At 67.8% G+C, this 23,829-nt stretch carries 27 protein-coding genes; 17 read left to right on the forward strand and 10 right to left on the reverse strand.

Translation table 11 applies throughout. The annotated features are described in order from the left end of the window. Window positions 1-76: 76 nt before the first annotated feature. The 7 genes from JOY29_RS07350 to JOY29_RS07380 are packed head-to-tail and all read left to right on the forward strand — an operon-like array spanning window position 77 to window position 8,538. Window positions 77-1,270: an efflux RND transporter periplasmic adaptor subunit gene (locus JOY29_RS07350; RefSeq protein WP_300972873.1), complete on the forward strand. Its 1,194-nt coding sequence runs from the start codon at window positions 77-79 to the stop codon at window positions 1,268-1,270. A 28-nt stretch (window positions 1,271-1,298) separates the two neighbouring features. Next, the gene (locus JOY29_RS07355; protein WP_300972874.1) at window positions 1,299-4,490 is read left to right on the forward strand and encodes an efflux RND transporter permease subunit; all 3,192 of its coding nucleotides are present in this window, start codon (window positions 1,299-1,301) and stop codon (window positions 4,488-4,490) included. 34 nt (window positions 4,491-4,524) lie between these two features. Further along, window positions 4,525-5,784 (forward strand): DUF445 domain-containing protein, encoded by a 1,260-nt coding sequence (locus JOY29_RS07360; protein ID WP_300972875.1) that lies wholly within the window; start codon window positions 4,525-4,527, stop codon window positions 5,782-5,784. A 24-nt stretch (window positions 5,785-5,808) separates the two neighbouring features. Then, window positions 5,809-6,951, forward strand: coding sequence for an RluA family pseudouridine synthase (locus tag JOY29_RS07365; protein ID WP_300972876.1), 1,143 nt, complete (start codon window positions 5,809-5,811; stop codon window positions 6,949-6,951). After that, a complete protein-coding gene (locus JOY29_RS07370) occupies window positions 6,948-7,619 on the forward strand; it encodes an HAD-IA family hydrolase (protein ID WP_300972877.1) in 672 nt (223 codons plus the stop codon). Before JOY29_RS07365 ends, JOY29_RS07370 begins: the two co-directional genes overlap by 4 nt. Then, complete coding sequence (locus JOY29_RS07375) at window positions 7,616-7,846, forward strand: hypothetical protein (RefSeq protein ID WP_300972878.1); 231 nt, start codon at window positions 7,616-7,618, stop codon at window positions 7,844-7,846. Before JOY29_RS07370 ends, JOY29_RS07375 begins: the two co-directional genes overlap by 4 nt. Continuing rightward, complete coding sequence (locus tag JOY29_RS07380; protein WP_300972879.1) at window positions 7,843-8,538, forward strand: ATP12 family chaperone protein; 696 nt, start codon at window positions 7,843-7,845, stop codon at window positions 8,536-8,538. The genes JOY29_RS07375 and JOY29_RS07380 overlap by 4 nt, the downstream gene beginning before the upstream one ends. Here JOY29_RS07380 and gmk read toward each other — a convergent pair. Then, window positions 8,535-9,176, reverse strand: a complete 642-nt coding sequence (gmk, locus tag JOY29_RS07385; RefSeq protein WP_300972880.1) for a guanylate kinase — start codon at window positions 9,174-9,176, stop codon at window positions 8,535-8,537. The genes JOY29_RS07380 and gmk overlap by 4 nt on opposite strands. Window positions 9,177-9,283: 107 nt before the next feature. Between gmk and JOY29_RS07390 the strand changes: the two genes are divergently transcribed. The 3 genes from JOY29_RS07390 (at window position 9,284) to murA (ending at window position 11,795) form a co-directional block, all read left to right on the forward strand. Further along, window positions 9,284-9,952 (forward strand): phasin family protein, encoded by a 669-nt coding sequence (locus JOY29_RS07390; protein ID WP_300972881.1) that lies wholly within the window; start codon window positions 9,284-9,286, stop codon window positions 9,950-9,952. A gap of 169 nt (window positions 9,953-10,121) precedes the next feature. Continuing rightward, on the forward strand, window positions 10,122-10,463 hold the full coding sequence (clpS, locus tag JOY29_RS07395; RefSeq protein ID WP_300975502.1) for an ATP-dependent Clp protease adapter ClpS: 342 nt from the start codon (window positions 10,122-10,124) through the stop codon (window positions 10,461-10,463). 45 nt (window positions 10,464-10,508) lie between these two features. Then, a complete protein-coding gene (gene murA, locus JOY29_RS07400; protein WP_300972882.1) occupies window positions 10,509-11,795 on the forward strand; it encodes a UDP-N-acetylglucosamine 1-carboxyvinyltransferase in 1,287 nt (428 codons plus the stop codon). Here murA and JOY29_RS07405 read toward each other — a convergent pair. The 3 genes from JOY29_RS07405 to JOY29_RS07415 are packed head-to-tail and all read right to left on the reverse strand — an operon-like array spanning window position 11,792 to window position 14,178. After that, complete coding sequence (locus JOY29_RS07405; protein WP_300972883.1) at window positions 11,792-13,105, reverse strand: amidohydrolase family protein; 1,314 nt, start codon at window positions 13,103-13,105, stop codon at window positions 11,792-11,794. The two genes, murA and JOY29_RS07405, sit on opposite strands and share 4 nt — an antisense overlap. Before the next feature lie 30 nt (window positions 13,106-13,135). Further along, complete coding sequence (locus tag JOY29_RS07410) at window positions 13,136-13,495, reverse strand: ribose-phosphate pyrophosphokinase (RefSeq protein ID WP_300972884.1); 360 nt, start codon at window positions 13,493-13,495, stop codon at window positions 13,136-13,138. After that, entirely contained in the window at window positions 13,492-14,178 is a 687-nt protein-coding gene (locus tag JOY29_RS07415) for a DUF4893 domain-containing protein (RefSeq protein ID WP_300972885.1), read from the reverse strand. Before JOY29_RS07415 ends, JOY29_RS07410 begins: the two co-directional genes overlap by 4 nt. 96 nt (window positions 14,179-14,274) lie before the next feature. Here JOY29_RS07415 and rarD point away from each other — a divergent pair, with 96 nt between their 5' ends. Together rarD and JOY29_RS07425 are read left to right on the forward strand one after the other, a co-directional pair. Continuing rightward, window positions 14,275-15,192, forward strand: coding sequence for an EamA family transporter RarD (gene rarD / locus JOY29_RS07420; RefSeq protein ID WP_300972887.1), 918 nt, complete (start codon window positions 14,275-14,277; stop codon window positions 15,190-15,192). Window positions 15,193-15,203: 11 nt separating this feature from the next. Then, window positions 15,204-15,428: a hypothetical protein gene (locus JOY29_RS07425; protein WP_300972888.1), complete on the forward strand. Its 225-nt coding sequence runs from the start codon at window positions 15,204-15,206 to the stop codon at window positions 15,426-15,428. A 1-nt stretch (window position 15,429) separates the two neighbouring features. Here the strand turns inward: JOY29_RS07425 and JOY29_RS07430 are convergent, their stop codons facing one another. Then, on the reverse strand, window positions 15,430-17,166 hold the full coding sequence (locus JOY29_RS07430; RefSeq protein ID WP_300972889.1) for a class I poly(R)-hydroxyalkanoic acid synthase: 1,737 nt from the start codon (window positions 17,164-17,166) through the stop codon (window positions 15,430-15,432). A 304-nt stretch (window positions 17,167-17,470) separates the two neighbouring features. Between JOY29_RS07430 and JOY29_RS07435 the strand changes: the two genes are divergently transcribed. After that, entirely contained in the window at window positions 17,471-18,100 is a 630-nt protein-coding gene (locus tag JOY29_RS07435; RefSeq protein WP_300972891.1) for a trimeric intracellular cation channel family protein, read from the forward strand. A gap of 52 nt (window positions 18,101-18,152) precedes the next feature. On the opposite strand, the gene JOY29_RS07440 is transcribed toward JOY29_RS07435, so the two are convergent. After that, a complete protein-coding gene (locus tag JOY29_RS07440) occupies window positions 18,153-18,590 on the reverse strand; it encodes a hypothetical protein (RefSeq protein ID WP_300972892.1) in 438 nt (145 codons plus the stop codon). A gap of 57 nt (window positions 18,591-18,647) precedes the next feature. Here JOY29_RS07440 and JOY29_RS07445 point away from each other — a divergent pair, with 57 nt between their 5' ends. Then, entirely contained in the window at window positions 18,648-18,989 is a 342-nt protein-coding gene (locus JOY29_RS07445; RefSeq protein ID WP_300972893.1) for a hypothetical protein, read from the forward strand. Window positions 18,990-19,011: 22 nt separating this feature from the next. Here JOY29_RS07445 and JOY29_RS07450 read toward each other — a convergent pair whose 3' ends face one another. Then, the gene (locus JOY29_RS07450) at window positions 19,012-19,707 is read right to left on the reverse strand and encodes a type 1 glutamine amidotransferase domain-containing protein (protein WP_300972894.1); all 696 of its coding nucleotides are present in this window, start codon (window positions 19,705-19,707) and stop codon (window positions 19,012-19,014) included. 102 nt (window positions 19,708-19,809) lie between these two features. Between JOY29_RS07450 and JOY29_RS07455 the strand changes: the two genes are divergently transcribed. After that, window positions 19,810-20,988 (forward strand): LL-diaminopimelate aminotransferase, encoded by a 1,179-nt coding sequence (locus JOY29_RS07455; RefSeq protein ID WP_300972895.1) that lies wholly within the window; start codon window positions 19,810-19,812, stop codon window positions 20,986-20,988. On the opposite strand, the gene JOY29_RS07460 is transcribed toward JOY29_RS07455, so the two are convergent. Together JOY29_RS07460 and JOY29_RS07465 are read right to left on the reverse strand one after the other, a co-directional pair. Further along, window positions 20,985-22,049: an ionic transporter y4hA gene (locus JOY29_RS07460; RefSeq protein ID WP_300972897.1), complete on the reverse strand. Its 1,065-nt coding sequence runs from the start codon at window positions 22,047-22,049 to the stop codon at window positions 20,985-20,987. The two genes, JOY29_RS07455 and JOY29_RS07460, sit on opposite strands and share 4 nt — an antisense overlap. Window positions 22,050-22,051: 2 nt before the next feature. Further along, the gene (locus tag JOY29_RS07465) at window positions 22,052-22,618 is read right to left on the reverse strand and encodes a hypothetical protein (RefSeq protein ID WP_300972899.1); all 567 of its coding nucleotides are present in this window, start codon (window positions 22,616-22,618) and stop codon (window positions 22,052-22,054) included. 66 nt (window positions 22,619-22,684) lie between these two features. Between JOY29_RS07465 and JOY29_RS07470 the strand changes: the two genes are divergently transcribed. Further along, window positions 22,685-22,837 carry a DUF2256 domain-containing protein gene (locus JOY29_RS07470; protein ID WP_300972900.1) on the forward strand — a complete coding sequence of 51 codons (153 nt, stop codon included), beginning with the start codon at window positions 22,685-22,687 and terminating at the stop codon, window positions 22,835-22,837. Further along, the gene (locus JOY29_RS07475; protein WP_300972901.1) at window positions 22,834-23,322 is read left to right on the forward strand and encodes a DUF2721 domain-containing protein; all 489 of its coding nucleotides are present in this window, start codon (window positions 22,834-22,836) and stop codon (window positions 23,320-23,322) included. Before JOY29_RS07470 ends, JOY29_RS07475 begins: the two co-directional genes overlap by 4 nt. Window position 23,323: 1 nt before the next feature. Here the strand turns inward: JOY29_RS07475 and JOY29_RS07480 are convergent, their stop codons facing one another. Continuing rightward, window positions 23,324-23,740 carry a hypothetical protein gene (locus tag JOY29_RS07480; protein ID WP_300972902.1) on the reverse strand — a complete coding sequence of 139 codons (417 nt, stop codon included), beginning with the start codon at window positions 23,738-23,740 and terminating at the stop codon, window positions 23,324-23,326. Window positions 23,741-23,829 lie beyond the last annotated feature (89 nt).

A 23,829-nucleotide genomic window follows, 5' to 3' on the forward strand; every position in this document is an offset into this window, starting at 1 on the left:
GTAAGCGGTGAGTTATGGGTATAACACAGCGACCTGACGAGTCACCGTTCGAAACAGATAGATAAAGGTGGAAGAGATGAATCGCGAGACCCGGCTCCAGCGGGACGACACGATCGTGGTGGTGGACGGCTCCCGCCGGCGTCGCAACATGATCATCGCGATCCTGGTCGGCGCGCTCGTGCTCGCGCTTGCCTACGTCTTCTTCAACCGGTCGAGCGAGCCTGCCGGCGGGAAGGCGGCCAGCGCCGCAGCCGACGGCCAGGGTCGGGGCGGACAGGTGCCGACGGTGACCGTGCTGGTTCCGGGTCGCAGCCAGGTAGCAAGCATCATTACCGCCAACGGCGCCCTCGCCGCCCGCCGCGACCAGCCGATCGGCGCTGCCGGCCAGGGTGGCCGGGTTACTGCCGTGCTGGTGGATGCAGGCACGTGGGTGCAGGCCGGCCAGGTGCTGGCCACGGTCGACCGCTCGGTCCAGGTGCAGACCAGCGCGCAGCTCGCCGCCTCGGTCGAGGCCGCCCGGGCAAGCGCGGCGCTCGCGCAGAACGAATATGAGCGTTCGGCCGCGCTGGTCGGTCGGGGCTTCGTCTCCAAGGCCGATCTCGATCGCAAGCGGGCCGCCCGCGACCAGGCCAATGCACAGGTGCGGGTGGCGCAGGCCCAGCTCAGCGCGACTCGGGCCGGCATCGGACTTCTCGACATCAAGGCGCCCACGTCGGGCCTGATCCTCCAGCGCAACCTCGAGGTCGGCCAGGTGATCGGCGCCGGCAGCCAGAGCCTGTTCCGCCTCGCCCGCGGCGGCGAAATGGAAATGCGCGCACAATTGTCCCAGCAGGACCTTGCCGCCATCCGCGTCGGAATGCCTGCCAGCATCACTCCGATCGGCAGCACGTCGAGCATCACCGGCTCGGTGTGGCAGGTCTCGCCGGTCATCGATCCGCAAAGCCGTCAGGGCGAAGTGCGCATCGCCATTCCCTATTCGCCGGCAATCCGCCCGGGCGGCTTCGCGTCGGCCCGCATCTCGGCCGGGGCAACCACTGCGCCCCTGCTCCCGCAGAGTGCGGTGCTGTCGGACAATGACGGCAATTACGTCTACATCATCAATGCGAAGAACGAGGCCGAGCGGCGCAACGTCACGATCGGCGTGGTCGACGAGAGCGGCGCCACCATCACCGGAGGCCTGACCGGCCAGGAGATGGTCGTCCTGTCGGCCGGGCCGTTCCTCAACCCCGGCCAGAAGGTCAATCCGAAGCGGCAGGCGGCGGCCAACTAACGGCCGCCAGCGAAGGACAGACAAGCTCATGGGTTTCCGCAACATTTCGGCGTGGTGCATCCGCAACCCCGTCCCGCCGATCGTCCTCTTCATCGCCCTGCTGCTGACGGGAATCTACTCGTTCGCGACGATGGAGATCACGAACAACCCGGACATCGACTTCCCGGCGGCCAACGTCACCATCTCGCAGCCGGGCGCCGCCCCGTCCGAGATGGTCAACCAGGTCACCCAGAAGGTCGAGGCCGCGGTGCGCGGCGTCGATGGGGTGGACGAGATCAATTCCACCGTCCGCGAAGGCAACAGCAACACCTTCGTCCAGTTCAAGATCGGCACTCCGACCGACCGTGCCGTCAACGACGTCAAGGCGGCGATCGACCAGATTCGAGGGGACTTACCCGACGGAATTCTCGAGCCGCAGGTCAGCCGCGTGGATATCGGCGGCGACGAGTTCGCCTTTATCGCGGTCGAAGCCACGGACATGAGCCTCGAGGAGCTCAGCTGGTATGTCGACAATCTCGTGTCGCGCCGGCTGCTCGCGCAGGACGGCGTCGCGCAGGTCACCCGCGAGGGCGGCGTCGACCGGCAGATCCGCGTCATTCTCAATCCGGCCTCGCTCCAGGCGCAGGGCATCACCGCGGCGCAGGTCAACCAGCAGCTCCGCGCGATCAACGTCGATGCGCCGGGCGGCCGCGCCGAGATCGCCGGGTCGGAGCAGACGGTCCGCGTGCTCGGCAACGCCCGCAGCGCGGCGGCGCTCGCCGATACCCAGATCGCCCTCCCCGGCAGCCGGTTCGTCCGGCTCGGCGACATTGCGCAGGTGCGTGACTCCTCGGCCGAACCGCGCTCGGCCACGTCGCTCGGCGGCCGCCCGGTCGTCAGCTTCAACGTGTCCCGTGCCAAGGGAGCGTCGGACGTCACCGCCTACGAGAATACTTGGAAGGAATTGCGCACGATCGAGGAAGCCGACTCGCGCGTCCGCTTCGTCGAGATCAGCAACAGCGTCGATTACACCAAGGGCCAGTATTCGAGCTCGATGCACGCGCTGATCGAAGGCGCGGTGCTCGCGGTTCTGGTGGTGTTCCTGTTCCTTCGCGACATCCGCGCGACGGTCATCTCGGCCATCGCCATACCGCTCTCGGCCATTCCCGCCTTCTGGTTCATGGACCTCATGTCCATCAACCTCAATTTCCTGTCGCTGCTGGCGCTGGCGCTGGTCGCGGGCGTGCTGGTCGACGATGCGATCGTGGAGATCGAGAACATCGTCCGGCACATGCGCATGGGCAAGAGCGCCTACCAGGCGTCGATCGACGCGGCGGACGAGATCGGCCTTGCCGTGCTCGCCACCACCATGTCGATCGTCGCGGTGTTCCTGCCGGTCGCGCTGATGCCCGGCATCTCGGGCCAGTTCTTCCGCAACTTCGGCTACACCGTCGTGCTTGCGGTATTCATGAGCCTGCTCGTGGCGCGCATGATCACGCCGCTGATGGCGGCCTATTTCCTGCGCAGCGGCGGCATCCAGGAGCATGCTTCGGGCAAGTGGATGGACCGCTATCTGGCGACCCTTCGCTGGACCATCGACGACAGCAAGGCCACGGCCGCGAGGGAGAGCGCGGGCAGTTTCATGGGCCGGCGCCTTGCCCGCCTGCGCGACCACCGAGTATGGATGGTGGGCGTCGGGTTCCTCATCCTGATCGCCACCGGCGTCGGAATCGGCACCCTGTCGATGACCTTCCAGCCGCAGCTCGACCTGCCGAACAGTACCATCCGCATCGGGCTCGCGCCGGGCACCACGCTCGACCAGACCAAGGCGGTGACCCAGCGCGTGACGGAGATCGTCCAGCGCAATCCGAACGTCGACAATGTCTTTCAGCGCAGCTTCACGTCTGCCGCCTTCATCAACGTCGTCTACAAGAAGGATCGCGAGAAGAAGAGCTGGGAGATCGAGCGCGAGATCACGCCGCAGCTGGCCCAGATCGCCGATGCGCAGGTCAACTTCCTCAGCCAGGGCGGCGGTGGACCGGGCGGCGGCGGCCGTCCCGTCACCCTCTTCCTCGGCGGCGACGATCCGGTGAAGCTGACGGAGGTCGCCAATCGTGTGTCCGACGAGATGGCGACGATCCCGGTGCTGGTCGCCCCGCGCGTCCAGGGCGACGTCGTCCGTCCGGAAATCCGGATCAAGCCGCGCTTCGACCTCGCCGCCGACCTTGGGGTGAGCACCGCCGCGCTGGCGCAGACCATTCGCATCGCCACCATCGGCGACATCGACCAGAACAGTGCCCGCTTCTCGCTCTCGGATCGCCAGGTGCCGATCATCGTCAGCCTTGACCGGTCGGAGCGGCGGGACATTGCCACGCTCGAGAATCTGCCGGTGCCGACGGCCAGCGGCGGCTCGGTTCCCCTGAAGTCGGTGGCGGAGATCACCTTTGGATCGGGACCGGTGGTCGTCAATCGCACCAACCAAGTCTATCGCATCGCGATCGGCGCCGACCTGACGCCCAATACCGTCAGCGGCGACGCCTGGAAGCAGATCGACCAGCTTCCGGTGATGAAGGATCTACCCGCGGGCGTGTCGCGACTGACGCTCGGCGACCAGAAGTGGCAGGGCGAGCTCATCACCAACTTCATCCTCGCGGTGATCGCCGGCATCGCGCTCGTGTTCGCAGTGCTGGTGCTGCTCTACCGGCGCTTCCTGGCACCGCTGGTGAACCTCGGCTCGCTCCTGCTGGCGCCGCTGGGTGCGGTCATCGCGCTCCATATCGCGGGCCAGCCGCTCAGCCTGCCGGTGTTCATCGGCCTGCTGATGCTGTTCGGCATCGTCGCCAAGAACTCGATCCTGCTGGTCGATTTCGCGGTCGAGATGATGGACCATGGCCTGGAGAAAGGTGAGGCGATCGTCGAGGCCGGGCACAAGCGCGCCCAGCCGATCGTCATGACCACAGTGGCGATGGTCGCCGGCATGGTGCCGATCGCGCTCAGCCTGACCGGCGACGGCAGCTGGCGCGCGCCGATGGGCGTGACGGTGATCGGCGGCCTACTGATGTCGACGTTCCTGACGCTGCTGCTGGTCCCGGCCTATTTCAGCTTGGCGATCGACATCGAGCAGTGGATCGCCCGCAAGCTCGGCCGTCACCTGCAGGCGACCGCGCATGACGTTCCCGAAGCGCAGCCGGAGCATCGTGCGCCACCGGCTCCGGGGTCCGTGCCGCAACCGGCGGAGTGAACCCGGCGCCACGTTCGGCTATTGAGCGGTTCGGATGACACGTTCCGGACCGCTCACCCGCTTCAACCCCGCCCAGCCCGGCACCGCCGGCATGAAGGTCGTCGCGACCGGCCTGCTGGTCGCGATGGCGGCGCTGTTCGTGATCACCCGCGCGCTCGAGCCGCGCTATCCGTGGCTCGGCTACGTCAAGGCCTTCGCCGAGGCGGCGATGGTCGGTGGGCTTGCCGACTGGTTCGCGGTAACCGCCCTGTTCCGCCATCCGCTTGGCCTGCCCATCCCACACACCGCCATCATCCCGCGCAACAAGGACCGGATCGGCGCGGCGCTGGCGACCTTCATCCGCGACAATTTCCTGGTCGCCCGGGTCGTCGCCCGAAGGATGCGCGGGATCGATGTTGCCGCCGCCGCCGGGCGCTTCCTCAGCACGCCGAGCGGCGAAGGCACCCGCATGCGACGCGGTGCCTCGCGCCTTATCGCCGACATGGTCGAGGCCTTGGATGACGAGCGGCTGGGCGGGATCGTCAAGGGCGCGATCGCCCAGCGCATCGCAAGGACGGAGGTCGCTCCGCTACTGGGTGCGGCGCTGGCCTCGGCGATCGAGGACAATCGGCACGTGCCGATGCTGGAAGCGGCGATCCGTGCCCTGTCCCGAGCGCTCGACGCCAACGAGCCGCTGATCCGCGAGATGGTCCGCAAGCGCGCGAGCTGGGTGCTGCGGCTCGCCGCGCTCGACGACAAGCTTGCCGATGCGATCCTCGACGGCCTGCGCAAGCTGACGGTCGAGATGAGCGCCGACCCCAACCATCCGGTGCGCGGCAAGATGGTCGAGGCGCTGACCGCCCTTGCCGACGATCTCCAGCACAAGCCCGAAACCCGAGCCCGTGTCGAGGGCTGGAAGGAAGAACTGCTCGCCAATCGCTCGGTCGCGCAATGGCTTGACCGACTGTGGCAGCGCGGACGGGCCACGATCATCGCGGCCGCCCGCGATCCCGATGCAGCCATGGCCGGACGGATGGGCGAGGTGCTTCGTTCCGCCGGCGCCACGCTGGAGAGCGATCCCCGCATCCGCGCTGCCGTCAACCAGTTCACCCGCCGCGCCGTCGCCGGCATGGCGGCGAGCTACGGCAGCTCGATCGTCACCCTAGTGAGCGAGACCATCCGAGGCTGGGACGCGAGGACGGTCACAGAGCGGCTGGAGTCCGCCGTCGGCCGCGACCTCCAGTACATCCGCATCAACGGCACGATCGTCGGCGGACTGGTGGGGCTCGTCCTCCACCTCCTCGACACGCTCTAGGCCAAGGCGCTAGGAGCCGCGTCCATGGCCAGCATCGAGCATCGCACCTTCACCGTCGCGGCGGACGACGACGGCATCCGGCTCGACCGCTGGTTCAAGCGCCACATGGCCGAGGAAGTGAGCTTCAACCTCGTCTCGCGCTGGGCACGGACGGGCCAGCTCCGTCTCGACGGCGAGAAGGCCAACCCCGGCGATCGCATCCTTGCCGGCCAGACCATCCGCATCCCACCCCGCGATGCCGTGCCCGAGCGCAGCGCGCGGCCCCAGCGCATCCTCGAACCGCTCACCGACGAGGAACGCAGCTACGTCCAGGAGATGGTGATCGAGGCGACGCCCGAAGCCTTCGTCCTCAACAAGCCGCCGGGCCTCGCCACGCAGGGTGGCACCAAGACCGATCAGCACCTCGACCGCCTGCTCGACGGGCTGGCCGACGAGGATGGGCAACGGCCAAAGCTGGTCCACCGCCTCGACAAGGACACCAGCGGCGTCCTGCTGGTCGCCCGCTCGGCCCGCGCCGCCGCCTTCTTCTCCAAGAGCTTCTCTGGCCGGACGGCGCGCAAGGTCTATTGGGCCATCGTCGTCGGCGATCTCGGCCAGGACGAGGGGCTGATCGACGCCCCGCTCGCCAAGCAGCCAGGGACCGGCGGCGAGAAGATGCATGTCGCCGAGGATGGCCAGCCGGCGCGCACCCGCTGGCGGGTGATCGACCGCGCCGGCACGCGCGCCGCCTGGGTCGAGCTCCAGCCGCTGACCGGCCGCACGCACCAGCTTCGCGCCCACATGGCCCATCTCGGCCACCCGATCGTCGGCGATGCCAAATACGGCGGTGCGGAAGCGTTCCTGACCGGGGGGATCAGCCGCAAGCTGCACCTGCATGCACGCCGGCTCAAGATCGACGCGCCCGGCAGCAAGGAGATCGACGTCTCCGCCGAACTTCCCGGCCATTTTGCGGAGAGCCTCGCCACGCTCGGTTTCGAGGCTCGGTCGGGCGACAACATGCCGCTCGACCGGCCCGACCCGGCCAAGAGCCAGGTCGTCCAGGCCCGCCGCAAGGCGGCCGCCGCCAAGACCGCGCGCAAGGAGCGCAAGGGCGAGCGGCGAAGCCGGGGCGCTGCTCCGCCGCCCAAGGGAACGCGCCCCAAGTCGCCGCCGAAGGGCCGCCGGTGATTCGCTGCGCCATCTTCGATTGCGACGGGACCCTCGTCGATTCCGGGGGCACCATCCATCGCGCTCTTGGCCTTGCCTTCACCGAGCATCGGCTCGAGCTTCCGCCGCGTGAGCGGGCGCAGCGGGTGATCGGCCTGTCGCTGACCGAAGCCATGGCGGCGCTCGCGCCGGAGCAGGACTCAGACACCCACCAGAGGATGGCGCAGACCTACAAGGATGCGTTCGTCACGCTTCGTGGCCGGCAGGAAGTCGAGGAACCGCTTTACGACGGCATCCTGCCGCTCCTCGACGACCTCGAATCCCGCGGATGGACCCTCGCGGTCGCCACCGGCAAGTCCGATCGTGGTCTCCGCCACTGCCTGACCTCGCATGGCATCCATGCGCGCTTCGTCTCGCTTCAGACCGCCGACCGCCACCCGTCCAAGCCGCACCCCTCGATGACGCTCACCGCCATGGCGGAATGCGGCGCGGCGCCCGAGCGATCGGTGGTGATCGGAGATACGGCCTGGGACATGGGCATGGCCAAAGCCGCCGGCGCCCACGCGATCGGCGCCCTGTGGGGCTATCACGATCATGCGGAGCTGTCGGCAGCGGGCGCGGACGCCATCGCCGAGGCTCCTGCCGTCGTTCTGGAGATTGCCGAGCAGCTGGTGAGGGCAACGGCATGAGCTCCGAGCAGGATGCGCTCTGGAAGAAGAGGTTCGGCATCTTCGCCCTGCTTCGGATTTCGGGACTGCTGATGTTCCTGCTGGGCATGGGGATCATCTTCGGCGACCTGGTGCGGCCCGGCGGCTTTCTCGAGCTTGGCATGGTGGTCGTCGGGATCGGGCTCGTCGATGCACTGCTGGGACCGGTGCTGCTGCGCCAGCATTGGGAAAAGGCGGATCGCCGGTGAAGCGCTTCTGGAAGGAAGTGCAGCTGGTCGACGATGACGGTGGCTGGCGGATCGAGCTGGACGGCAGGCCCGTCCGGACTCCCGCCCGCGCCCTTCTGCTGCTTCCGAATCGGGCGTTGGCGGACGCCGCCGCGGCCGAGTGGCGCGCGGCGGGCGAGACGGTTGACCCTCGCGCCATGCCGATGACCGGCCTTGCCAATTCCGCGCTCGACCGGGTCGCGCCGCAGCGGGAGACGTTCGCCGACGGGCTCGCCCGCTACGCGTCCGGCGACCTCTTCTGCTATCGTGCGGAAAGCCCCTCGGCACTGATCGACGCCCAAGCGGCCGAGTGGGATCCGCTGCTGCAGTGGGCCCGGCGGCGGTATGACGTGGACTTCGCCGTCACCGGGGGGGTCGCCCCTGTCGACCAGCCCGAAGCGACAGTCGAGCGGCTGACCCATGCCGTTCGCGCCCTTGGCCCCTTCCAGCTGGCGGGCCTGTCGCCGATGGTTACGGTCGGGGGCTCGCTGGTGGCAGCTCTCGCGGTGTTTGAAGAGGCGATCGGCGTGTACGAGGCCTGGTCGGCCGTCAGCCTCGACGAGCGCTGGCAGCTCGATCAATGGGGCAGCGATGCCGAGGCGGAGAAGGCGCTCGACGCGCGCGAGGCCGACTTCCGCGCCGGCGCCCGCCTGCTGGAGCTGCTTCGCTCCTAGTTGGGCTTCTCGACGAGATTGCGGACGAAATCTAGGAGATAGGGCTGGCGCTCGCGGCGCAGGCGCTCGGCGGCGACGATCGCCCGCACCTTCTCGGTGCAACGGTCCACATCGTCGTTGATGAGCACATAGTCATATTCCGCCCAGTGCCCGATCTCGGCCGCGGCACGACGCATGCGGAACTGGATCACCTCGTCCTTGTCGGTGCCGCGATCGACCAGCCTTTGTTCCAGCACCGCCATCGACGGCGGCAGGATGAAGATCCGCACGAGATCGGTGCGGAAGGCATATTCGAGCTGCTGCGTGCCCTGCCAGTCGATGTCGAACAGGGTGTCGCGCCCGTTCTTCAGCGCCTCCTTGATCGGCTCCTTCGGGCTGCCGTAGCGGTGCCCGAAGACATAGGCCCATTCCGCCAGTTCGTCGGTGTCGATCAGCTTCTGGAAGGTGTCGTCATCGACGAAATGATAGTCGACGTCGGCGACTTCCCCCGGTCGCATCGGGCGCGTCGTGGCGCTGATCGACATGGTGATGGTCGGATCGTCCTGCATCAGCTTGCGGCTGATGGTCGACTTGCCGGCGCCCGAGGGGGAAGAAAGCACGATGAGGAGGCCGCGACGGGTGCGCTGAGCGTGGTCCATGGCCGCTCTTGCCGCCCCGGAGCGGTTGGCGTCAATGCTGCAGCTGCGAAGGCCTCTTGATTTCTTGTGCAGCGCACTATATTGTGCACTGCAACAAGGGACGAGATATGACCGACAACGTAGCGAATGAAACCATCTCCGAAGAGACCGTGCAGGCCGTCGAGCCCGCCGTGGTCGAAGCCGTGAAGAAGGTGAACGCGCGCCGGGTGAAGACCGAGCGCAAGCCGCGTGGCCGCAAGGCCGCGAGCATCAGCAGCAAGCCCCGCGCCGAGAAGCCCGCGCCCGAGCAGAAGGACAATGCCGTGAACTTCGATCCTGCCAACTGGATGAACCTCCAGTCGTTCGCCGCCCTTCCGGGTGCCGACCGTTTCCAGAACCTGTTCGCCGAAGCCGGCAGCAAGGGCCAGGAAGCCATCGAGAAGAGCCGCAAGGCCGCCGAGGAGTTCGCCGAGCTGACCCGCGCCAACGTCGAAGCGGTCGTCGAGGCTGGCAAGATCGCCGCCACCGGTGCGAAGAGCGTGGGCGAGGACGCCCTGCAGCGCACCCGTGAGGGTCTCGAGCAGAACGTCGCCGAGTTCAAGAGCCTGGCTCAGGCCCAGAGCCCGAGCGAGTTCTTCCAGCTGCAGAGCGAGATCGCCAAGCAGAACTTCGACCGCGTCGTCGCCAGCTTCAGCCAGCTCACCGAAGCGACGGTGAAGCTCGCCGGTGAGGCGATCCAGCCGCTGTCGAGCCGCGCCGCCGTCAATGCCGAAAAGATCAACGAGCTGACTGCCTGATAACCCTCCTCCTGTCAGGCATTCTTGCGGCCGCCTCTCGCGTATTGAGAGGCGGCCGCTTTCCTTTGGGACGCGCTGAGGGCCGAACTGGGCCGAATGGGCGCAAGCCCGCCTTGGCAAGCCCTTGCCCCCTCCCCTATCTAGGGCACCGATGATCGAGCGTATCACCATGGCTGGCGAAGATGACGTCCCCGGCAAGGGCGACGGCGTGGAGGAAATCGAGCGCGGGGTCGTCACCCGCACCCGTCCGCGCACCCGCAAGCCCAGCAACTACAAGGTGCTGATGCTCAACGACGACTACACGCCGATGGAGTTCGTCGTCCTGTGCCTGCAGCGCTTCTTCAACATGGGCATCGAGGATGCGACCCGGGTCATGCTCCAGGTCCATCAGCAGGGTGTCGCCGTCTGCGGGGTCTTCACCTACGAAGTCGCGGAAACCAAGGTCAGCCAGGTCATCGACTTCGCGCGTGAGAACCAGCACCCGCTTCAGTGCACGCTGGAGAAGGCGTAAAGCCCTCCCCTTGCGCCTCCGCAACGAGGCCCTAAACCCCCGCCGATGGACTCCATTCTCATTCAGGGCGGAAAGCGCCTCGAAGGCGCAATCCCTATTTCCGGCGCAAAGAACAGCGCGCTGACCTTGCTGCCCTGCGCCATCCTCACCGACGACAAGCTGACGCTGAGCAACCTGCCGCGGCTCGCCGACGTCGACAGCTTCGGGCATCTGCTCAACGAACTCGGTGTCTCAACCAAGATCGAGGGGCTCCAGAAGGGCGAGATCGGGCGGCGCATGACGTTGCGCGCGAAGAAGCTCATCTCGACCACTGCCCCCTACGACATGGTGCGGCGGATGCGCGCCTCGATCCTGGTGCTCGGGCCGCTGCTCGCCCGCGCCGGTGATGCCACCGTCTCGCTTCCGGGCGGATGCGCGATCGGCGACCGGCCGATCGACCTCCACCTCAAGGCACTGGAAGCACTAGGCGCGGAGATCGAGCTGGCAGCGGGCTACGTCCGCGCCACCGCCCCGCGCGGCGGACGGCTGCCGGGTGGCGACTTCACCTTCCCGGTCGTGTCGGTCGGCGCGACCGAGAATGCGGTCATGGCCGCCGTCCTCGCCCGCGGCCGGAGCAATCTCTACAATGCGGCGCGCGAGCCCGAGATCGTCGATCTCTGCCGCCTGCTCCAGAAGATGGGCGCGCAGATCCAGGGTGCCGGAAGCCCGCACATCTCCATTGAAGGCGTCGAGAAGCTCAACGGCTGCAGCTATGCGGTCATGCCCGACCGTATCGAGGCCGGCAGCTACGCCTGTGCGGCCGGGATCACCGGCGGCAGCCTCGACCTGATCGGGGCGCGGCCCGAGGACATGCTGGCCACGACCAACGCGCTGGCACAGTGCGGCCTGATCGTCGAGTTCCACGACAATGGCATCAAGGTCAGCGCGGACGGGCCGCTGAAGCCGCTGGCCCTGTCGACAGCGCCCTTCCCCGGCTTCGCTACCGACATGCAGGCGCAGTTCATGGCCATGCTGTGCCGCGCGAAGGGCGAGAGCTTCCTCGAGGAAACCATCTTCGAGAATCGCTACATGCACGTGCCTGAGCTTCGCCGCATGGGCGCCAACATCGACGTCCGCGGGCGGTCCGCCATCGTTCACGGCGTCGATCACATGACCGGTGCGAAGGTGATGGCGACCGACCTGCGCGCTTCGATGAGCCTGATCATCGCGGGCCTCGCCGCCGAGGGCGAGACCGAGGTGCTTCGCGTCTACCACCTCGATCGCGGCTATGAGCGGCTGGAAGAGAAGCTTTCCGCCGTCGGTGCCACGATCGAGCGCAAGGGCGGCGGTTAATCGGCGGCGGTCAGCTGTCGCTGGCCGCCCTGCTTCACCACCTGGCCCCACTTCATCACGAAGCCGAGCTGCTGCAGCCGGCCGATGTCGGCCAGCGGATCGCCTTCGACCGCGACGATGTCGGCGTCCTTGCCCGCTTCGATGGTGCCGATCGTTGACGAGCGGCCGAGCAGGTCGGCGGCATTGACCGTCGCGGCCTTGATTGCGTCCATCGCGCTCATGCCGTTTCTCGTCATCAGCACGAATTCTTCCGCATTCGTGCCGTGGGGCGAGACACCGCTGTCCGTTCCGAAGGCGATCTTCACGCCGCGCCGTACCGCCTCGGCGAAGCTCTTCTCCGCATTGCCTGCGGCCTCGCGCGCCTTGGCGACCTGGTTGGGCCGAAGGGCACCGCGCTCGGCACTCTTCAGCGCGTACATGGGCGCGAGCAGGGTGGGCACATAGTAAGCGCCGGTCTGGCGATAAAGCCGGAAGCTCTCTTCGTTGGTGAAGGTCCCATGCTCGATCGAGGCGACCCCGGCCTTCAGCGCATCGTTGACGGCCTGCACCCCATGGGCGTGCGCCGCGACCCTGCGTCCGAAACTGGCGGCGGTATCGACCACCGCCTTCATCTCATCGTCCGTCATCTGCTTGCCAAGGCCGCCCGCGACATCGCTGAGCACACCGCCGGAGGCCGCGATCTTGATGACGTCCGCGCCCATGCCGATCTGGTAGCGAACGGCCCGGCGGCAGCTTTCGACGCCGTCGCAGCGACCGCTGGCGCGCTCAGGCTCCATGGCATCTTCGGTAAGGGCCCGGTTGAGCCCCGGCTGCCCGCTACCATGGCCCATGGTGATGCCGACGGTGCGACCGGCATACAGGATGGTCGGCCCGACCAGGTCGCCGCGGCCGATCGCGTCGCGCAAGGCGCGAAGCTGGCGCGGATTGCCGTTGAGGTCGCGGACCGTGGTGAAGCCGGCCATCAGCAGCCTGCGGCTGTTGCCGAAGGCGGTGAAGGCCTCGTCCTCGAGGTCCCGGCTCGCGGCCTCGACCCGGGCTCGCAGCGGATCGTCGAGGCCGCCGACGTGAACGTGGCTGTCGATGAAGCCGGGCATGACGGTGCTGGTGCGAAGATCGACCACACGGGCGCCGGGCACGTCGACGAAGCCATCGCGAACCTCAAGAATCTGCCGGCCACGAACGACGATGCTGGCATTGCGCTTCGGCTGCTGGCCGGGGACGTCGATGAGCGTGCCAGCGTGGATGACGGTGACGGACAACGGCGCAGGTGCCGCCTGAGCGAACGCGGCGGCCAAGATTGCGATGATCATGCTTCCCCCTGTCGAACTTCGGACAGCAGCTTAGCGAGGTGCTTGTTTCTGCCAATAGTCGAAGGCCTGCCGCTGCAGCCGGCCGATCAGCCGACGTGCTTCGGGGCCAAACCAGTCGCCGGTGTGGTGATGCTTTTCCCAGCTGCCGGTCCACCAGCCCTGACCGGGAAGACCGTCGGACTGGCGGACGACCAGGACGGCGAGCTCGGGCTCCCCGTTCGCTTCGGCGGCGTCATCGACGGCAGCGAGGGTCTTGCAGAGGGCGCGCATCCTGGGTCGACTGAAGGGATAGCCAAGACGCTCGAGCAGTTCGGAATAGGTCAGCGGATGGCCGGCCGCGGCGGCGGCGAGCAAATGGGCGCGGACCTCTTCCGGGTCCGACAGGCTCACCGGCTCGGCTGCTGCGCCACCGGAGTCAGCTCGAACACGTCGAGCTTCGCCCCGGACTGCCCATGCGGGATGATCAGGCGCCAGCGCATCGGACCGATTCGCTCCAGCACTCCGGCCATGTCGCGCTTCGGATCCTCGCCATAAGCCTTGGGCTGGTCCTCGTTGCCGAGCGCGAGGCTGCCGAGAAAGATGAGGCGCGTCGAGACATCGTCGTCCCACAGACGTCCGGCCGGTCGTTCGGAGCCGGTCTGCTTGACGATGGTGAGAAGGTCCTCCTCGACTTCCACGTAGCAGAAGAATGGCTTGAAGCGGACGAAGGCCGGGGCGCGGGCGCCAGTCTGGCCGAGCCGGACCATGCGGCAATTGTAGCTTCCGGGAGTCGGCGCCGGCCGGGCGAGGGCCGCCTCGGGACGGAGGAGATCGCCTTCCTCACGCAAGGCGGCGGCGAACCGGCCCTGGCGCGCGGCGGCGAGGCCTTCCTGCCAGGCACCGGCGATGCCGCGCAGGCGCTCGACGTCCTCGGGATTGGCGATGCGCATCCATGCCTCGGCCTTGGTTGGCGGGAGCGCTTCGACCGTTGGCCGGGCCGCAGCCGTGCGCGGCTTTTCGAAAGCAGCACAGCCGCCCAGCGCCACGGTGGCGAGCAACAGTCCTGCACGGGCAATAAGCATGATCGTCCTCACGCTAGCATAGCGCCTGCCCCCGTCCACTACGGACAAGGGGGCAAAAGGGTTAACAAAGTCTTGCAGCCACGCCGGAGCACGGCCACAGCCCGCCCGATGGAAGCCCCTCGTCAGTCCAGCCCCGACCGCGCCCGCGTCGGCTTCGCGCTCGGCATCGGTGCGTACGGCATGTGGGGCCTGCTGCCGATCTACTTCAAGCTGCTGGTCGGCGTGCCGGCGGTGGCCATTGTCGCGCACCGGATCGTCTGGTCGCTGCTGGTGCTCGGGATCCTGCTCAGCGTGACGCGGGCCTGGGGCGAGGTGAAGGCGGCGCTTCGCCATCCGGGCACCGTCCGGCTCCTGCTCGCGTCGAGCCTGCTGATCGGCGCCAACTGGCTGATCTACGTCTATGCGGTGAACAGCGGGCACATCCTTGCCGGAAGCCTCGGCTATTATCTCAACCCCCTCGCCAACATCTTGCTCGGCCGCTTCGTACTGGGCGAGCCGCTGACCCGGCAGCAGTGGGTGGCGGTGGCGATCGCCGGCGTTGGCGTGTCGATCCTGGCGGCGGGCGCGCTGTCGCACCTGTGGATCAGCCTCGCCCTGTGCGCCAGCTTCGCCTTGTACGGGCTGCTTCGGAAGGTCGCCCATGTCGATGCCAGCGCGGGGCTGGGCATCGAGACGGCCTTGCTGTTCGTGCCCGCCCTGGCCTGGCTCGCCTGGGCGAGCGGCGGGACCATGCCGGTCTGGGGCCTCGACCGGACCGACACGGTCCTGCTGGTGCTGAGCGGCGTTGCCTCGACCATTCCCCTTCTGCTGTTCACCGGCGCGGCGCGGCGGCTTCCCTATTCCACGCTCGGAATCCTCCAGTTCATCGCCCCGACGCTGCAGTTCCTGGTCGCGGTATTCCTCTATGGCGAGGCCTTCACCACCGCCCATGCCGCCGCCTTCGCGTGCATCTGGACGGCGGCGCTGTTATACCTATCTAGTGCACTGAAGGGGTCCGCGGCCAAGGCCGAACCGATCCCCGACTGAGGAGAACGAGCTTGCTCAACATCATCTCCCTGCTGGTCGGGCTCATCGCCCTGGTCAGCGCCGCCATCGCCTTCCTGCCGTTGCTCGGCTGGGCCAACTGGCTGATCCTCCCGCTGGCGGTGGTCGGGGCCGGGATCGGGCAGCTGAGCGGCGGGTCCAAGGCGGGACGCAACCTGTGCCTGTTCGTCATCCTGGTCGGGATCGTCCGGCTGATGCTTGGGGGCGGGATCCTCTAGCCTAGCGGGTCCTCACATAGCGTCCGGGGGCATCCTCGATCGCCTTGCGCTTGCCCTTGCCGGGAATGCGGTCGCCAGTCGCCGCGACTTGCTTCGGGGCCAGCGCCTTCAGCCAGGCGAGCCAGTCGGGCCACCAGCTGCCCTTCACCTCGGTCGCGCCCTCGATGAACTCGTCGAGGCTGCGCGGCTCGCCCTCATTGACCCAATGCTGGTAGCGGCCGGCGCTCGGCGGATTGACGACGCCGGCGACGTGGCCGGAGCCAGCGAGCACGAAGCGCTTGGGCCCAGGCACATGGTCCATGATCTTCCACACGCTCTGCGGCGGGGCGATATGATCCTCGCGGCCAGCCTGGATGTAGAGCGGGGTCTGGATCTGACCAAGGTCGATGGGGGTACCATCGACCTTGATCCCGCCGCATTCCACCAGCCGGTTCGCCTTGTAGAGCGTCTCCAGATAGTCGCGGTGCCAGCCGGCCGGCAGGTTGGTGACGTCGCCGTTCCAGTGGAGGAGGTCGAAGGGCGGCGGCTCCTTCCCGAGCAGGTAATTGTTGACGACATAGTTCCAGACGAGGTCGCGGCCGCGCAGCTGGTTGAAGGTCGCCGCCATGACCCGGCCGTCGACGATGCCGGTCTCGGCCGACAGCTGCTCCAGCAGCGCCATCGTCTCCTGCCCAATGAACAGCTTGAGGTCGCCGGCTTCGGAGAAATCGACCTGCGCGGTGAAGAAGGTGGCCGAGGCGACCTTGTCCGCTTCCCCGCGCGCCTGCATCAGCGCCAGCGTGGCGGCGAGCGTGGTGCCGGCGACGCAATAACCGATGGTGTGGACGCTTTCGACGCCGAGCAGGTCGCGGACGGTGTCGATCGCGTCGACCTGGCCGCGCAGCACATAATCGTCGAGGGTGACGTCCCGGAGGCTTTCGTCCGCCGACTTCCAGCTGACCATGAACAGGGAGATGCCGTTTTCGACGCACCAGCGGACGAAGCTCTTCTCCGGCGTCAGGTCGAGAATGTAAAAGCGATTGATCCACGGCGGGAAGATGACCAGCGGCGTTTCGAGCACCGTCCTGGTGGTCGGGGCGTAGTGGATCAGCTGGTACAGGGGCGTTTCGTGGATGACCTTGCCAGGCGTGGTGGCGAGATTGCGGCCGACCTCATAGGCGCCCTTGGGCACCTGGCTGAGCTGACCGGCCTTCATATCGTCGAGCATATGGCGAAGGCCGGTGAGGAGATTGTCGCCCCGGCTTTCCAGCGTCGCTTTCAGCACTTCGGGATTGGTCAGCGCGAAGTTGGACGGGCTCATCGCATCGACGAAGCCCTTGGTCAGGAACTTCAGGCGCTGCCGGGCCTCGGCGTCGAGGTGATCGGCATCGTCGACCGACTTCATCAGCTGGTCGGAGATGGCGAGATAGGATTGGCGGATTGTGTCGAACAGCGGATGATCGTGCCACTCCGGCGCGGCGAAGCGCTTGTCCTTCTTCTCCGCCGCCTCGGCCATTCCGCCGAGCATCCGGCCCCAAGACTCCAGCCCCTTGCCCCAGGCTTCGGCCCCGGCGGTCAGCATCGCCATCGGATCGGGCGCGTGGGGGAGCTTGAGCCCGGGCGCGGGATCGCCAGCCTTCCAGCTGTCGGACCAGGTCTCCAAGAGCATTTGCTGGGCGCGGCCCATGACCAGGGTCCAGTGCTGCCAATCCTCGAGGCTTGGAAAAGGCGGAGTGGTCGTGGTCGATTCGCTGGTCACCACATGTTCCGATCGCTGTCTTCGGTCCGGTTCGCGGTCGCGCGAACCTGAACAAGGTCACAAAGGTCACCGGTGGCGGGGGTCTTTCGCGCCGCCTTTTCCTGAACAAGGTCACGAAGGTCACCGGTGACCGCCATTCGGGCCCAAATCCGCTTGCCGTGCAGGATCAAGTGGCGGCCGGGCGGGCAAGTCGTCATGCAAGGACAATGACATAGGAAGAGGCTGTAGGACAGAGGCGATGGCAATGGCGGGGTGCGCCGCCGTCGACTTCGCTTGGGGTGAACGGGCGTGTAGGAGGGCATCGATGACGCCCGCGCTTCCCGTCCCTGCACTGCCGCTGGCGCTTCAGGCGCTCGACCTGTTCGGGATCGCGGTCTTCGCCGTGTCGGGCGCCCTTCTGGCGGCGGAGAAGAGGCAGACCTTCGTCACCTTCCTGTTCTTTGCGGTGGTGACCGGGGTCGGCGGCGGGACATTGCGCGACCTGCTGATCGGGGCGCCGGTCTTCTGGGTGCAGACCAACGGAGTGCTGCTGATCTGCTTCGGCGCGGCCTTGCTGGTGTGGCTGGCAAGCCGGCGCTGGTTCGCCGGGCGTGCGCTCCTGTGGTTCGACGCCCTCGGGCTTGGCGCTTACGCCACCTATGGCGCGGCCAAGGCGCTGGCCTATGGAATCGCGCCGGTTCCCGCCTTTGCCATGGGCGTCCTGACCGCCTGCGCGGGCGGAATCATCCGCGACGTGCTGGCGGGCGAGCCGTCGATCCTGATGCGGCCCGAGCTTTACGTCACCGCCGCGGCGCTGAGCGCCGGGCTGCTTGTCGGGCTGGCGGTGCTGGGTTTCGGCGGCTGGGGCGCGGCGCTGGCGGCCGCAGTCGCCGGGTTCGGTCTGAGGGGTCTCGCGCTTGCCCGCGGCTGGAGCCTTCCCGCCTATCGTGGGTGAAGCCTCGTTCACGTCGGGGCAAGCGGCGGGCTGGAAGAGCCGCGCTGCGGCGCTAGGGAGCCAAAGTGGGTGTCGATCTTCCCCTCGAGCGGCCGGTAGCGGCAAGGCGCGCTGCCGGCGCAGCGGTCCGTGCGCCCCGGCGGCAGCGGCTGATTGGCCTTTCGCTCGCGCTGCTGCTCGAGGCTCTGGTGGTGATCCTGCTGCTGGCGCTCGGCACCGGGCGGACGGTGGAGATGGATGGCAACGAGAAGCCGCTCTCGACCTTCGACCTGGCTGCCTCCGAGGTCGAGCCGGCGGAACGGGTGGAGCCGGCCGAACCGAGCGAGACGAGGGTCGCCGAGCGGCAGCCGCAGGAGGCGCAGCCGGTCGAGCAGCCGCCGGTCGAGCAGCCCCGCCCCTTACCGCCGAGCGAAGCGCCGCCGGTCCAGACCCCGGCGCCTCTGGTGAAGCTGTCGCCAGGTGAGCTGGCGGCGTCCGACCTTCGGTCCATGCCGTCGACCTCGAGGCCGCGGGCCCCGGCCGGCCCGCCGGTGAAGCCGATACGCCGATGGTCGACGGGCGGGGGCCGAATGGCGAGCGTCTTTATGCCGCCTCCTGGTACCGCGAGCCCTATGACAGCGAACTCAAGGGCTATCTGTCGACCGCGTCGGGGCCAGGCTGGGCGCTGATCGCCTGCCGGACCGTGCCCGACTTCAAGGTCGACGATTGCGTTGCCATCGAAGAGCAGCCGCGTGGCTCGCAGCTGGCGCGGGCGGTGCTTGCGGCGGCCTGGCAGTTCAAGGTCCGCCCGCCGCGCATCGGCGGACGGGTGCAGGTCGGCGAGTGGGTACGGATCCGGATCGATTATGGGCTGAAGCGCCGCAACGCCTGGGAGCGGGACCAGGGCTGAGCCCGGCCCCGCCTCCGGCAGGTCAGGCGTCGGCAGTCTGGCGGGTCAGCGCTTCGAGCAGGGCTTCGGCGGCCGCATCGCTCGAGGGCGGGTTCTGGCCGGTGATCAGCAGCCCGTCGCGCTGAACATGGGACTGGAAGGCGGCGGCCTTGCTGTAATCGCCACCCAGCCGCTTTAATTCGTCCTCGAGCAGGAAGGGCACCACGTCGGTGAGGCCGACCGCTTCTTCCTCCTCGTTGGTGAAGCCGGTCACCTTGCGGCCACGGACGAGCGGGCTGCCGTCGGGCGCGGTGACGTTCCTGAGAACGGCCGGCGCGTGGCAGACGAGGGCGACCGGCTTGCCGTCGGCGAGGCTGCGTTCAATCAGTGCCTTGCTGTCCGCATCCTCGGCGAGGTCCCAGAGGGGTCCATGTCCGCCGGGATAGAAGATGCCGTCGAAGCGAGAGGCGTCGATCGAACCGAGGCGCTCGGTCGAGGCGAGCTGGGCCTTTGCGGCCTCGTCCGACTTGAAGCGGCGGGTGGCGTCGGTCTGGGCGTCTTCCTCGTCGCTCTTGGGGTCGAGCGGCGGCTGGCCGCCGTGAGGGCTGGCGAGGGTGATGTCGTGGCCGGCATCCTTGAGGACGTAATAGGGGGCCGCGAATTCCTCGAGCCAGAAGCCGGTCTTCTTGCCGGTGTCGCCGAGCTGGTCATGGCTGGTGAGGACCATCAGGATGTTCATCGTTGCTTGTCTCCGTCGCGCCCGCTCGGTTGCGAAACAGGATTGACCAATGCGGGTTCCGCGACGCCTTGCCGCGGTGCAGCAGGGACGGCACAAAGGGCCATGCACACCGACTTCTACCGCATCGAGCGGCTGCCGCCCTATGTCTTCGCCGAGGTCAACGGGATGCGCGCGAAGATGCGGGCCGAGGGGCGTGACGTGATCGACCTTGGCATGGGCAATCCCGACAGCCCGCCGCCGGCGCACGTCATCGCCAAGCTGGCGGAGGTGGCGGCCAAGCCCGATGCGCATGGTTATTCGGCGTCCAAGGGCATTCCGGGGCTGAGGAAGGCGCAGGCGGCCTATTATCAGCGGCGCTTCGGAGTGGAACTCGATCCCGAGAACGAGGTGATCGTGACCCTCGGCTCGAAAGAGGGGCTGGCCAACCTTGCGCAGGCGATCACGGCGCCGGGGGACGTCATCCTCGCGCCCAACCCGTCCTATCCGATCCACAGCTTCGGCTTCATCATCGCCGGGGCGGCGATCCGGTCGATCCCGGCGGCGCCTGGCGACGACTTCTTCGAGCGGCTGCGGCTGGCGATGCGCTACACGGTGCCGCGGCCCAAGGCGCTGGTGATCGGCTATCCGAGCAATCCGACGGCCTATGTCGCGGACCAGGCCTTCTACGAGCGGCTGGTCGCCTTCGCGCGCGAGCATGAGATCTGGATCATCTCCGATCTTGCCTATGCCGAGATCTATTTCGGCGACACACCGACGCCGTCGATCCTGTCGGTCGAGGGGGCAAAGGAGGTGGCGGTCGAGTTCACGTCGATGAGCAAGACCTATTCCATGGCCGGCTGGCGGATCGGCTTCGCGGTCGGCAACCGGGAGCTGATCGCGGCCCTGACGCGGGTCAAATCCTATCTCGATTATGGCGCCTTCACGCCGATCCAGGCGGCGGCGGTGGCGGCGCTGAACGGGCCGCAGGACTGCATCGCCGAGACGAGGGAGCTATACCGGCGCCGGCGGGACGTGCTGGTCGAGAGCTTCGGCCGGGCGGGCTGGGACATTCCCGTGCCGCAGGCGTCGATGTTCGCCTGGGCGGCCATTCCCGAGGCCTTCGCCAAGCTGGGGAGCATGGAATTTTCCAAGCGGCTGCTGGCCGAGGCGGGCGTGGCGGTGGCGCCGGGGGTCGGCTTTGGCGAGGAGGGCGAGGGCTTCGTCCGCATCGCCCTGGTCGAGAACGAACAGCGGCTGCGGCAGGCGGCGCGGGGCGTGAAGAAGCTGCTGAAAGGCGCCTAGGGGACGATCGTCACCAGCAAATAGGCGGCGAAGATGACGAGGTGGACGGCCCCGTGGAGGACCGTCACCCGCCCGCGCGCCAGCGACAGGGACGAGATGAACAGGGTCAGGGTCAGCAGCACCATGCCCTTGGTGTCGAGCCCGAGCGCAAGCGGAAGGTCGAGCAGGAAGGCGACCACGGTCACTGCTGGGATGGTGAGGCCGATGGTGGCGAGCGCAGACCCGAGCGCGAGGTTGAGGCTGGTCTGGAGAAGGCCGAGCCGCGCTGCCTTGAGGGCGGCGAGCCCTTCGGGAAGCAGCACCACGCCGGCAATGACGATGCCGACCAGCGCGCGCGGTGCGCCAGCGGCGGCGATCGTCTCCTCGAGTGGCGTCGACAGGCCCTTGGCGAGGAGCACCACTGCGACCAGGCTGAACAGCAGCAAAGTGAAAGACAGGCCTGCTACCCCGGCGCTGGGACGGTGGTCGACATCATCTCCGGGGACTGCCGGCCGGACGAAATAGTCGCGGTGGCGGATGGTCTGGGCAAAAACGAAGGTCAGGTAGAGGATGAGCGCGAAGGCGGCGACGAAGGCGAGCTGGGCGGGGCTGTAGATCGGGCCGGGAACGCTGGTGGTGAAGTTCGGAAGGACAAGGGTCAGCACCAGCAAGGCGGCGATCGTGCTGATGGCGGCGTTGGCGCCGGTGCGCACGAAGCGCTGCTCGACCAGCCGACGGGCGGCCGCGATCAGGCAGATGCCGAGCATCAGGTTGAGGATGATCATGCTCGCCGCGAACACGGTGTCGCGCGCGAGCGTGCTCGCGCCCTCGGGCGCCGCGAGCATCAGGCTGACGATCAGGCCGGTCTCGATGACCGTGACGGCAAGCGCGAGGATGAGCGTGCCGAACGGCTCCCCTACCCGCGCCGCGACCACCTCGGCATGGTGGACGGCGGCGAGCACCGTCGCCGCCAGCACCACGGTCGACAGCGCCCACCAGCTCAAGCCGGCAAGGTCGAGCAGGGCTATGCCGACGGCGACCGGCGGGACGAGGTTGCTGGCGCGGGCGGTGACGGCCGACATGGTCAGAAGAGGATGTAGCCGAGGACGTAGCGGCCGACGAGCGCGGCCAGCACGAGGGTCAGCCAGCGCCGGTCCTTCAGCGCCATGGCGAGCAGCATCAGCACGGCCAGCAGGCACGTCATGGCCAGGGATGCCGGCGCGAAGATACGCGGGGCGATCTGGGGAAGGGAAGCATACCAGCCGATCTGCACGACCAGAAGGACGAACAGGATGCCGATGACGATCCGGCGCATGCGAAAGAAATGGTCGTCGAGGCTGGCAAGGCCGGCGAGATCGCGCGGGAAGACCAGGCGGGAGGCCATGTAATAGGCGCTGGCGAAGGCGGTGGCGAACATCAGGCTGTCACCCGACACGCGGATGATGTCGCGGGTCAGCCAGGCCGCACCCCAGAAGGAGAGCAGGTCGAGCAGGACGAAGATGGCGAGCAATGGAGTCAGCCAGCCGATGCGGAGGCCGGCCCCGGGGCTGAGCCTTTCCTCGATGGCGCGGGCAAGGCCGCTCAGCAGTTCGGCCAGCGAAAGGCCGAGCATCAGGCCGTAAAGGGCGAACATGAATTCGAAGTCGCTCATCGCGGCCCAGCATGCGGACCCATCGCTGGTTTGACTAGGCCCGTGCCGCTGCCCCAAAGGGAGTGCATGCCAAGGATGCGCAAGAAGGCCGACCTGCCGACCAAGATCTGCGCGTCGTGCGGGCTGCCCTTCGCATGGCGGAAGAAATGGGAGCGGGACTGGGATCAGGTGCGGTTCTGCTCCGATCGCTGCCGGTCGGCGGGAGCCAGACGCGCATGATCCTTCCCGTCACTCCGGAAGATGCGTCGGCGGTGGCGCGGATCATCGGGCAGGCGGTGGCACCGGTCTTCCTGCTGGCCGGCATCGGCGCCTTCCTCAACACGCTGACGGGGCGCCTGTCGCGCATCGTAGACCGCGGACGGGTCGTCGAACCGCTGCTGCTCGACAGCGTCGGGGTCGAGCATGACCGGCTGGTGCGCGAGATCAACACGGTCGACCAGCGGATGCGGCTGGTCAGCTGGGCGATCACCATGACGGTGGCGAGTGCGGTTCTGGTCTGCGCCGTGGTGGTGCTGCTGTTCGCGGCGGCACTGGTCGACCTTCACGCCGGCACGACCATCGCCCTGCTGTTCATTCTGGCGATGGTGACGCTGGCGCTCGGATTTTTCATCTTCCTCATCGAGACGCGGATCGCGGCGCGGGCGATCCGGGTGCGCAAGGCGCTGCTCACCCACCAGGTGGACGAGGCCGCCGGAGACGAGTGAATCATCCGCCGGCGGGCGGCACCTCGGCCCCCGGCGTCTGCCACTCCCTGACCGAACCGCCCTGGCGGAGTGCGGCACGGAAGGCATGATCTGCGGGATCGAGCACCAGCCAGGCGTCGGGCGCCCTGGCCACGAGCAGGTCGCCGTCACGGGCGAGCGGCCCGGCCCGCATCATCGCATCGCGGAAGGCGCCGGCATCGGGACCGAGCAATGCGTTCAGGTCGACGCTGATCGCGCTGCTCTCGATGAGCCCGCTTTCCGACGGACGGCGACCGACCATCTCGACCAGTCCGGACCAGTCGCCGGGCGTTTCGCTGGCGACGTCGAGGGCCGGCATGACGGCATTGTCGGCCACCTTTTCGTTGCCCGAGCAGGCGGCAGCAGAAGCGGCAAGGAGGACGAGGATGGCTGTGCGCATGGGGGGACAACGCTCGCCCGCGGCGAATTGCTGCCTTTCATTGTTGAGGCGGCGGAACAAGGGGCGGCCCGGGGAGCTTTGTTGCCCGA

Origin of the sequence: Sphingomonas sp. LHG3406-1 (assembly GCF_029637485.1) — a bacterium.
Lineage (GTDB): Bacteria > Pseudomonadota > Alphaproteobacteria > Sphingomonadales > Sphingomonadaceae > Sphingomicrobium.

What these genes read in the sequence shown, in the direction of transcription:
- JOY29_RS07350 (WP_300972873.1), top strand. Translation starts at nt 77, where the DNA reads ATGAATCGCGAGACCCGGCTCCAGCGGGACGACACGATCGTGGTGGTG.
- JOY29_RS07355 (WP_300972874.1), top strand. Translation starts at nt 1,299, where the DNA reads ATGGGTTTCCGCAACATTTCGGCGTGGTGCATCCGCAACCCCGTCCCG.
- JOY29_RS07360 (WP_300972875.1), top strand. Translation starts at nt 4,525, where the DNA reads ATGACACGTTCCGGACCGCTCACCCGCTTCAACCCCGCCCAGCCCGGC.
- JOY29_RS07365 (WP_300972876.1), top strand. Translation starts at nt 5,809, where the DNA reads ATGGCCAGCATCGAGCATCGCACCTTCACCGTCGCGGCGGACGACGAC.
- JOY29_RS07375 (WP_300972878.1), top strand. Translation starts at nt 7,616, where the DNA reads ATGAGCTCCGAGCAGGATGCGCTCTGGAAGAAGAGGTTCGGCATCTTC.
- gmk (WP_300972880.1), bottom strand. Translation starts at nt 9,176, where the DNA reads ATGGACCACGCTCAGCGCACCCGTCGCGGCCTCCTCATCGTGCTTTCT.
- JOY29_RS07390 (WP_300972881.1), top strand. Translation starts at nt 9,284, where the DNA reads ATGACCGACAACGTAGCGAATGAAACCATCTCCGAAGAGACCGTGCAG.
- clpS (WP_300975502.1), top strand. Translation starts at nt 10,122, where the DNA reads ATGGCTGGCGAAGATGACGTCCCCGGCAAGGGCGACGGCGTGGAGGAA.
- murA (WP_300972882.1), top strand. Translation starts at nt 10,509, where the DNA reads ATGGACTCCATTCTCATTCAGGGCGGAAAGCGCCTCGAAGGCGCAATC.
- JOY29_RS07405 (WP_300972883.1), bottom strand. Translation starts at nt 13,105, where the DNA reads ATGATCATCGCAATCTTGGCCGCCGCGTTCGCTCAGGCGGCACCTGCG.
- rarD (WP_300972887.1), top strand. Translation starts at nt 14,275, where the DNA reads ATGGAAGCCCCTCGTCAGTCCAGCCCCGACCGCGCCCGCGTCGGCTTC.
- JOY29_RS07435 (WP_300972891.1), top strand. Translation starts at nt 17,471, where the DNA reads ATGACGCCCGCGCTTCCCGTCCCTGCACTGCCGCTGGCGCTTCAGGCG.
- JOY29_RS07440 (WP_300972892.1), bottom strand. Translation starts at nt 18,590, where the DNA reads ATGGACCGAAGGTCGGACGCCGCCAGCTCACCTGGCGACAGCTTCACC.
- JOY29_RS07445 (WP_300972893.1), top strand. Translation starts at nt 18,648, where the DNA reads ATGGTCGACGGGCGGGGGCCGAATGGCGAGCGTCTTTATGCCGCCTCC.
- JOY29_RS07450 (WP_300972894.1), bottom strand. Translation starts at nt 19,707, where the DNA reads ATGAACATCCTGATGGTCCTCACCAGCCATGACCAGCTCGGCGACACC.
- JOY29_RS07455 (WP_300972895.1), top strand. Translation starts at nt 19,810, where the DNA reads ATGCACACCGACTTCTACCGCATCGAGCGGCTGCCGCCCTATGTCTTC.
- JOY29_RS07460 (WP_300972897.1), bottom strand. Translation starts at nt 22,049, where the DNA reads ATGTCGGCCGTCACCGCCCGCGCCAGCAACCTCGTCCCGCCGGTCGCC.
- JOY29_RS07465 (WP_300972899.1), bottom strand. Translation starts at nt 22,618, where the DNA reads ATGAGCGACTTCGAATTCATGTTCGCCCTTTACGGCCTGATGCTCGGC.
- JOY29_RS07470 (WP_300972900.1), top strand. Translation starts at nt 22,685, where the DNA reads ATGCCAAGGATGCGCAAGAAGGCCGACCTGCCGACCAAGATCTGCGCG.
- JOY29_RS07475 (WP_300972901.1), top strand. Translation starts at nt 22,834, where the DNA reads ATGATCCTTCCCGTCACTCCGGAAGATGCGTCGGCGGTGGCGCGGATC.
- JOY29_RS07480 (WP_300972902.1), bottom strand. Translation starts at nt 23,740, where the DNA reads ATGCGCACAGCCATCCTCGTCCTCCTTGCCGCTTCTGCTGCCGCCTGC.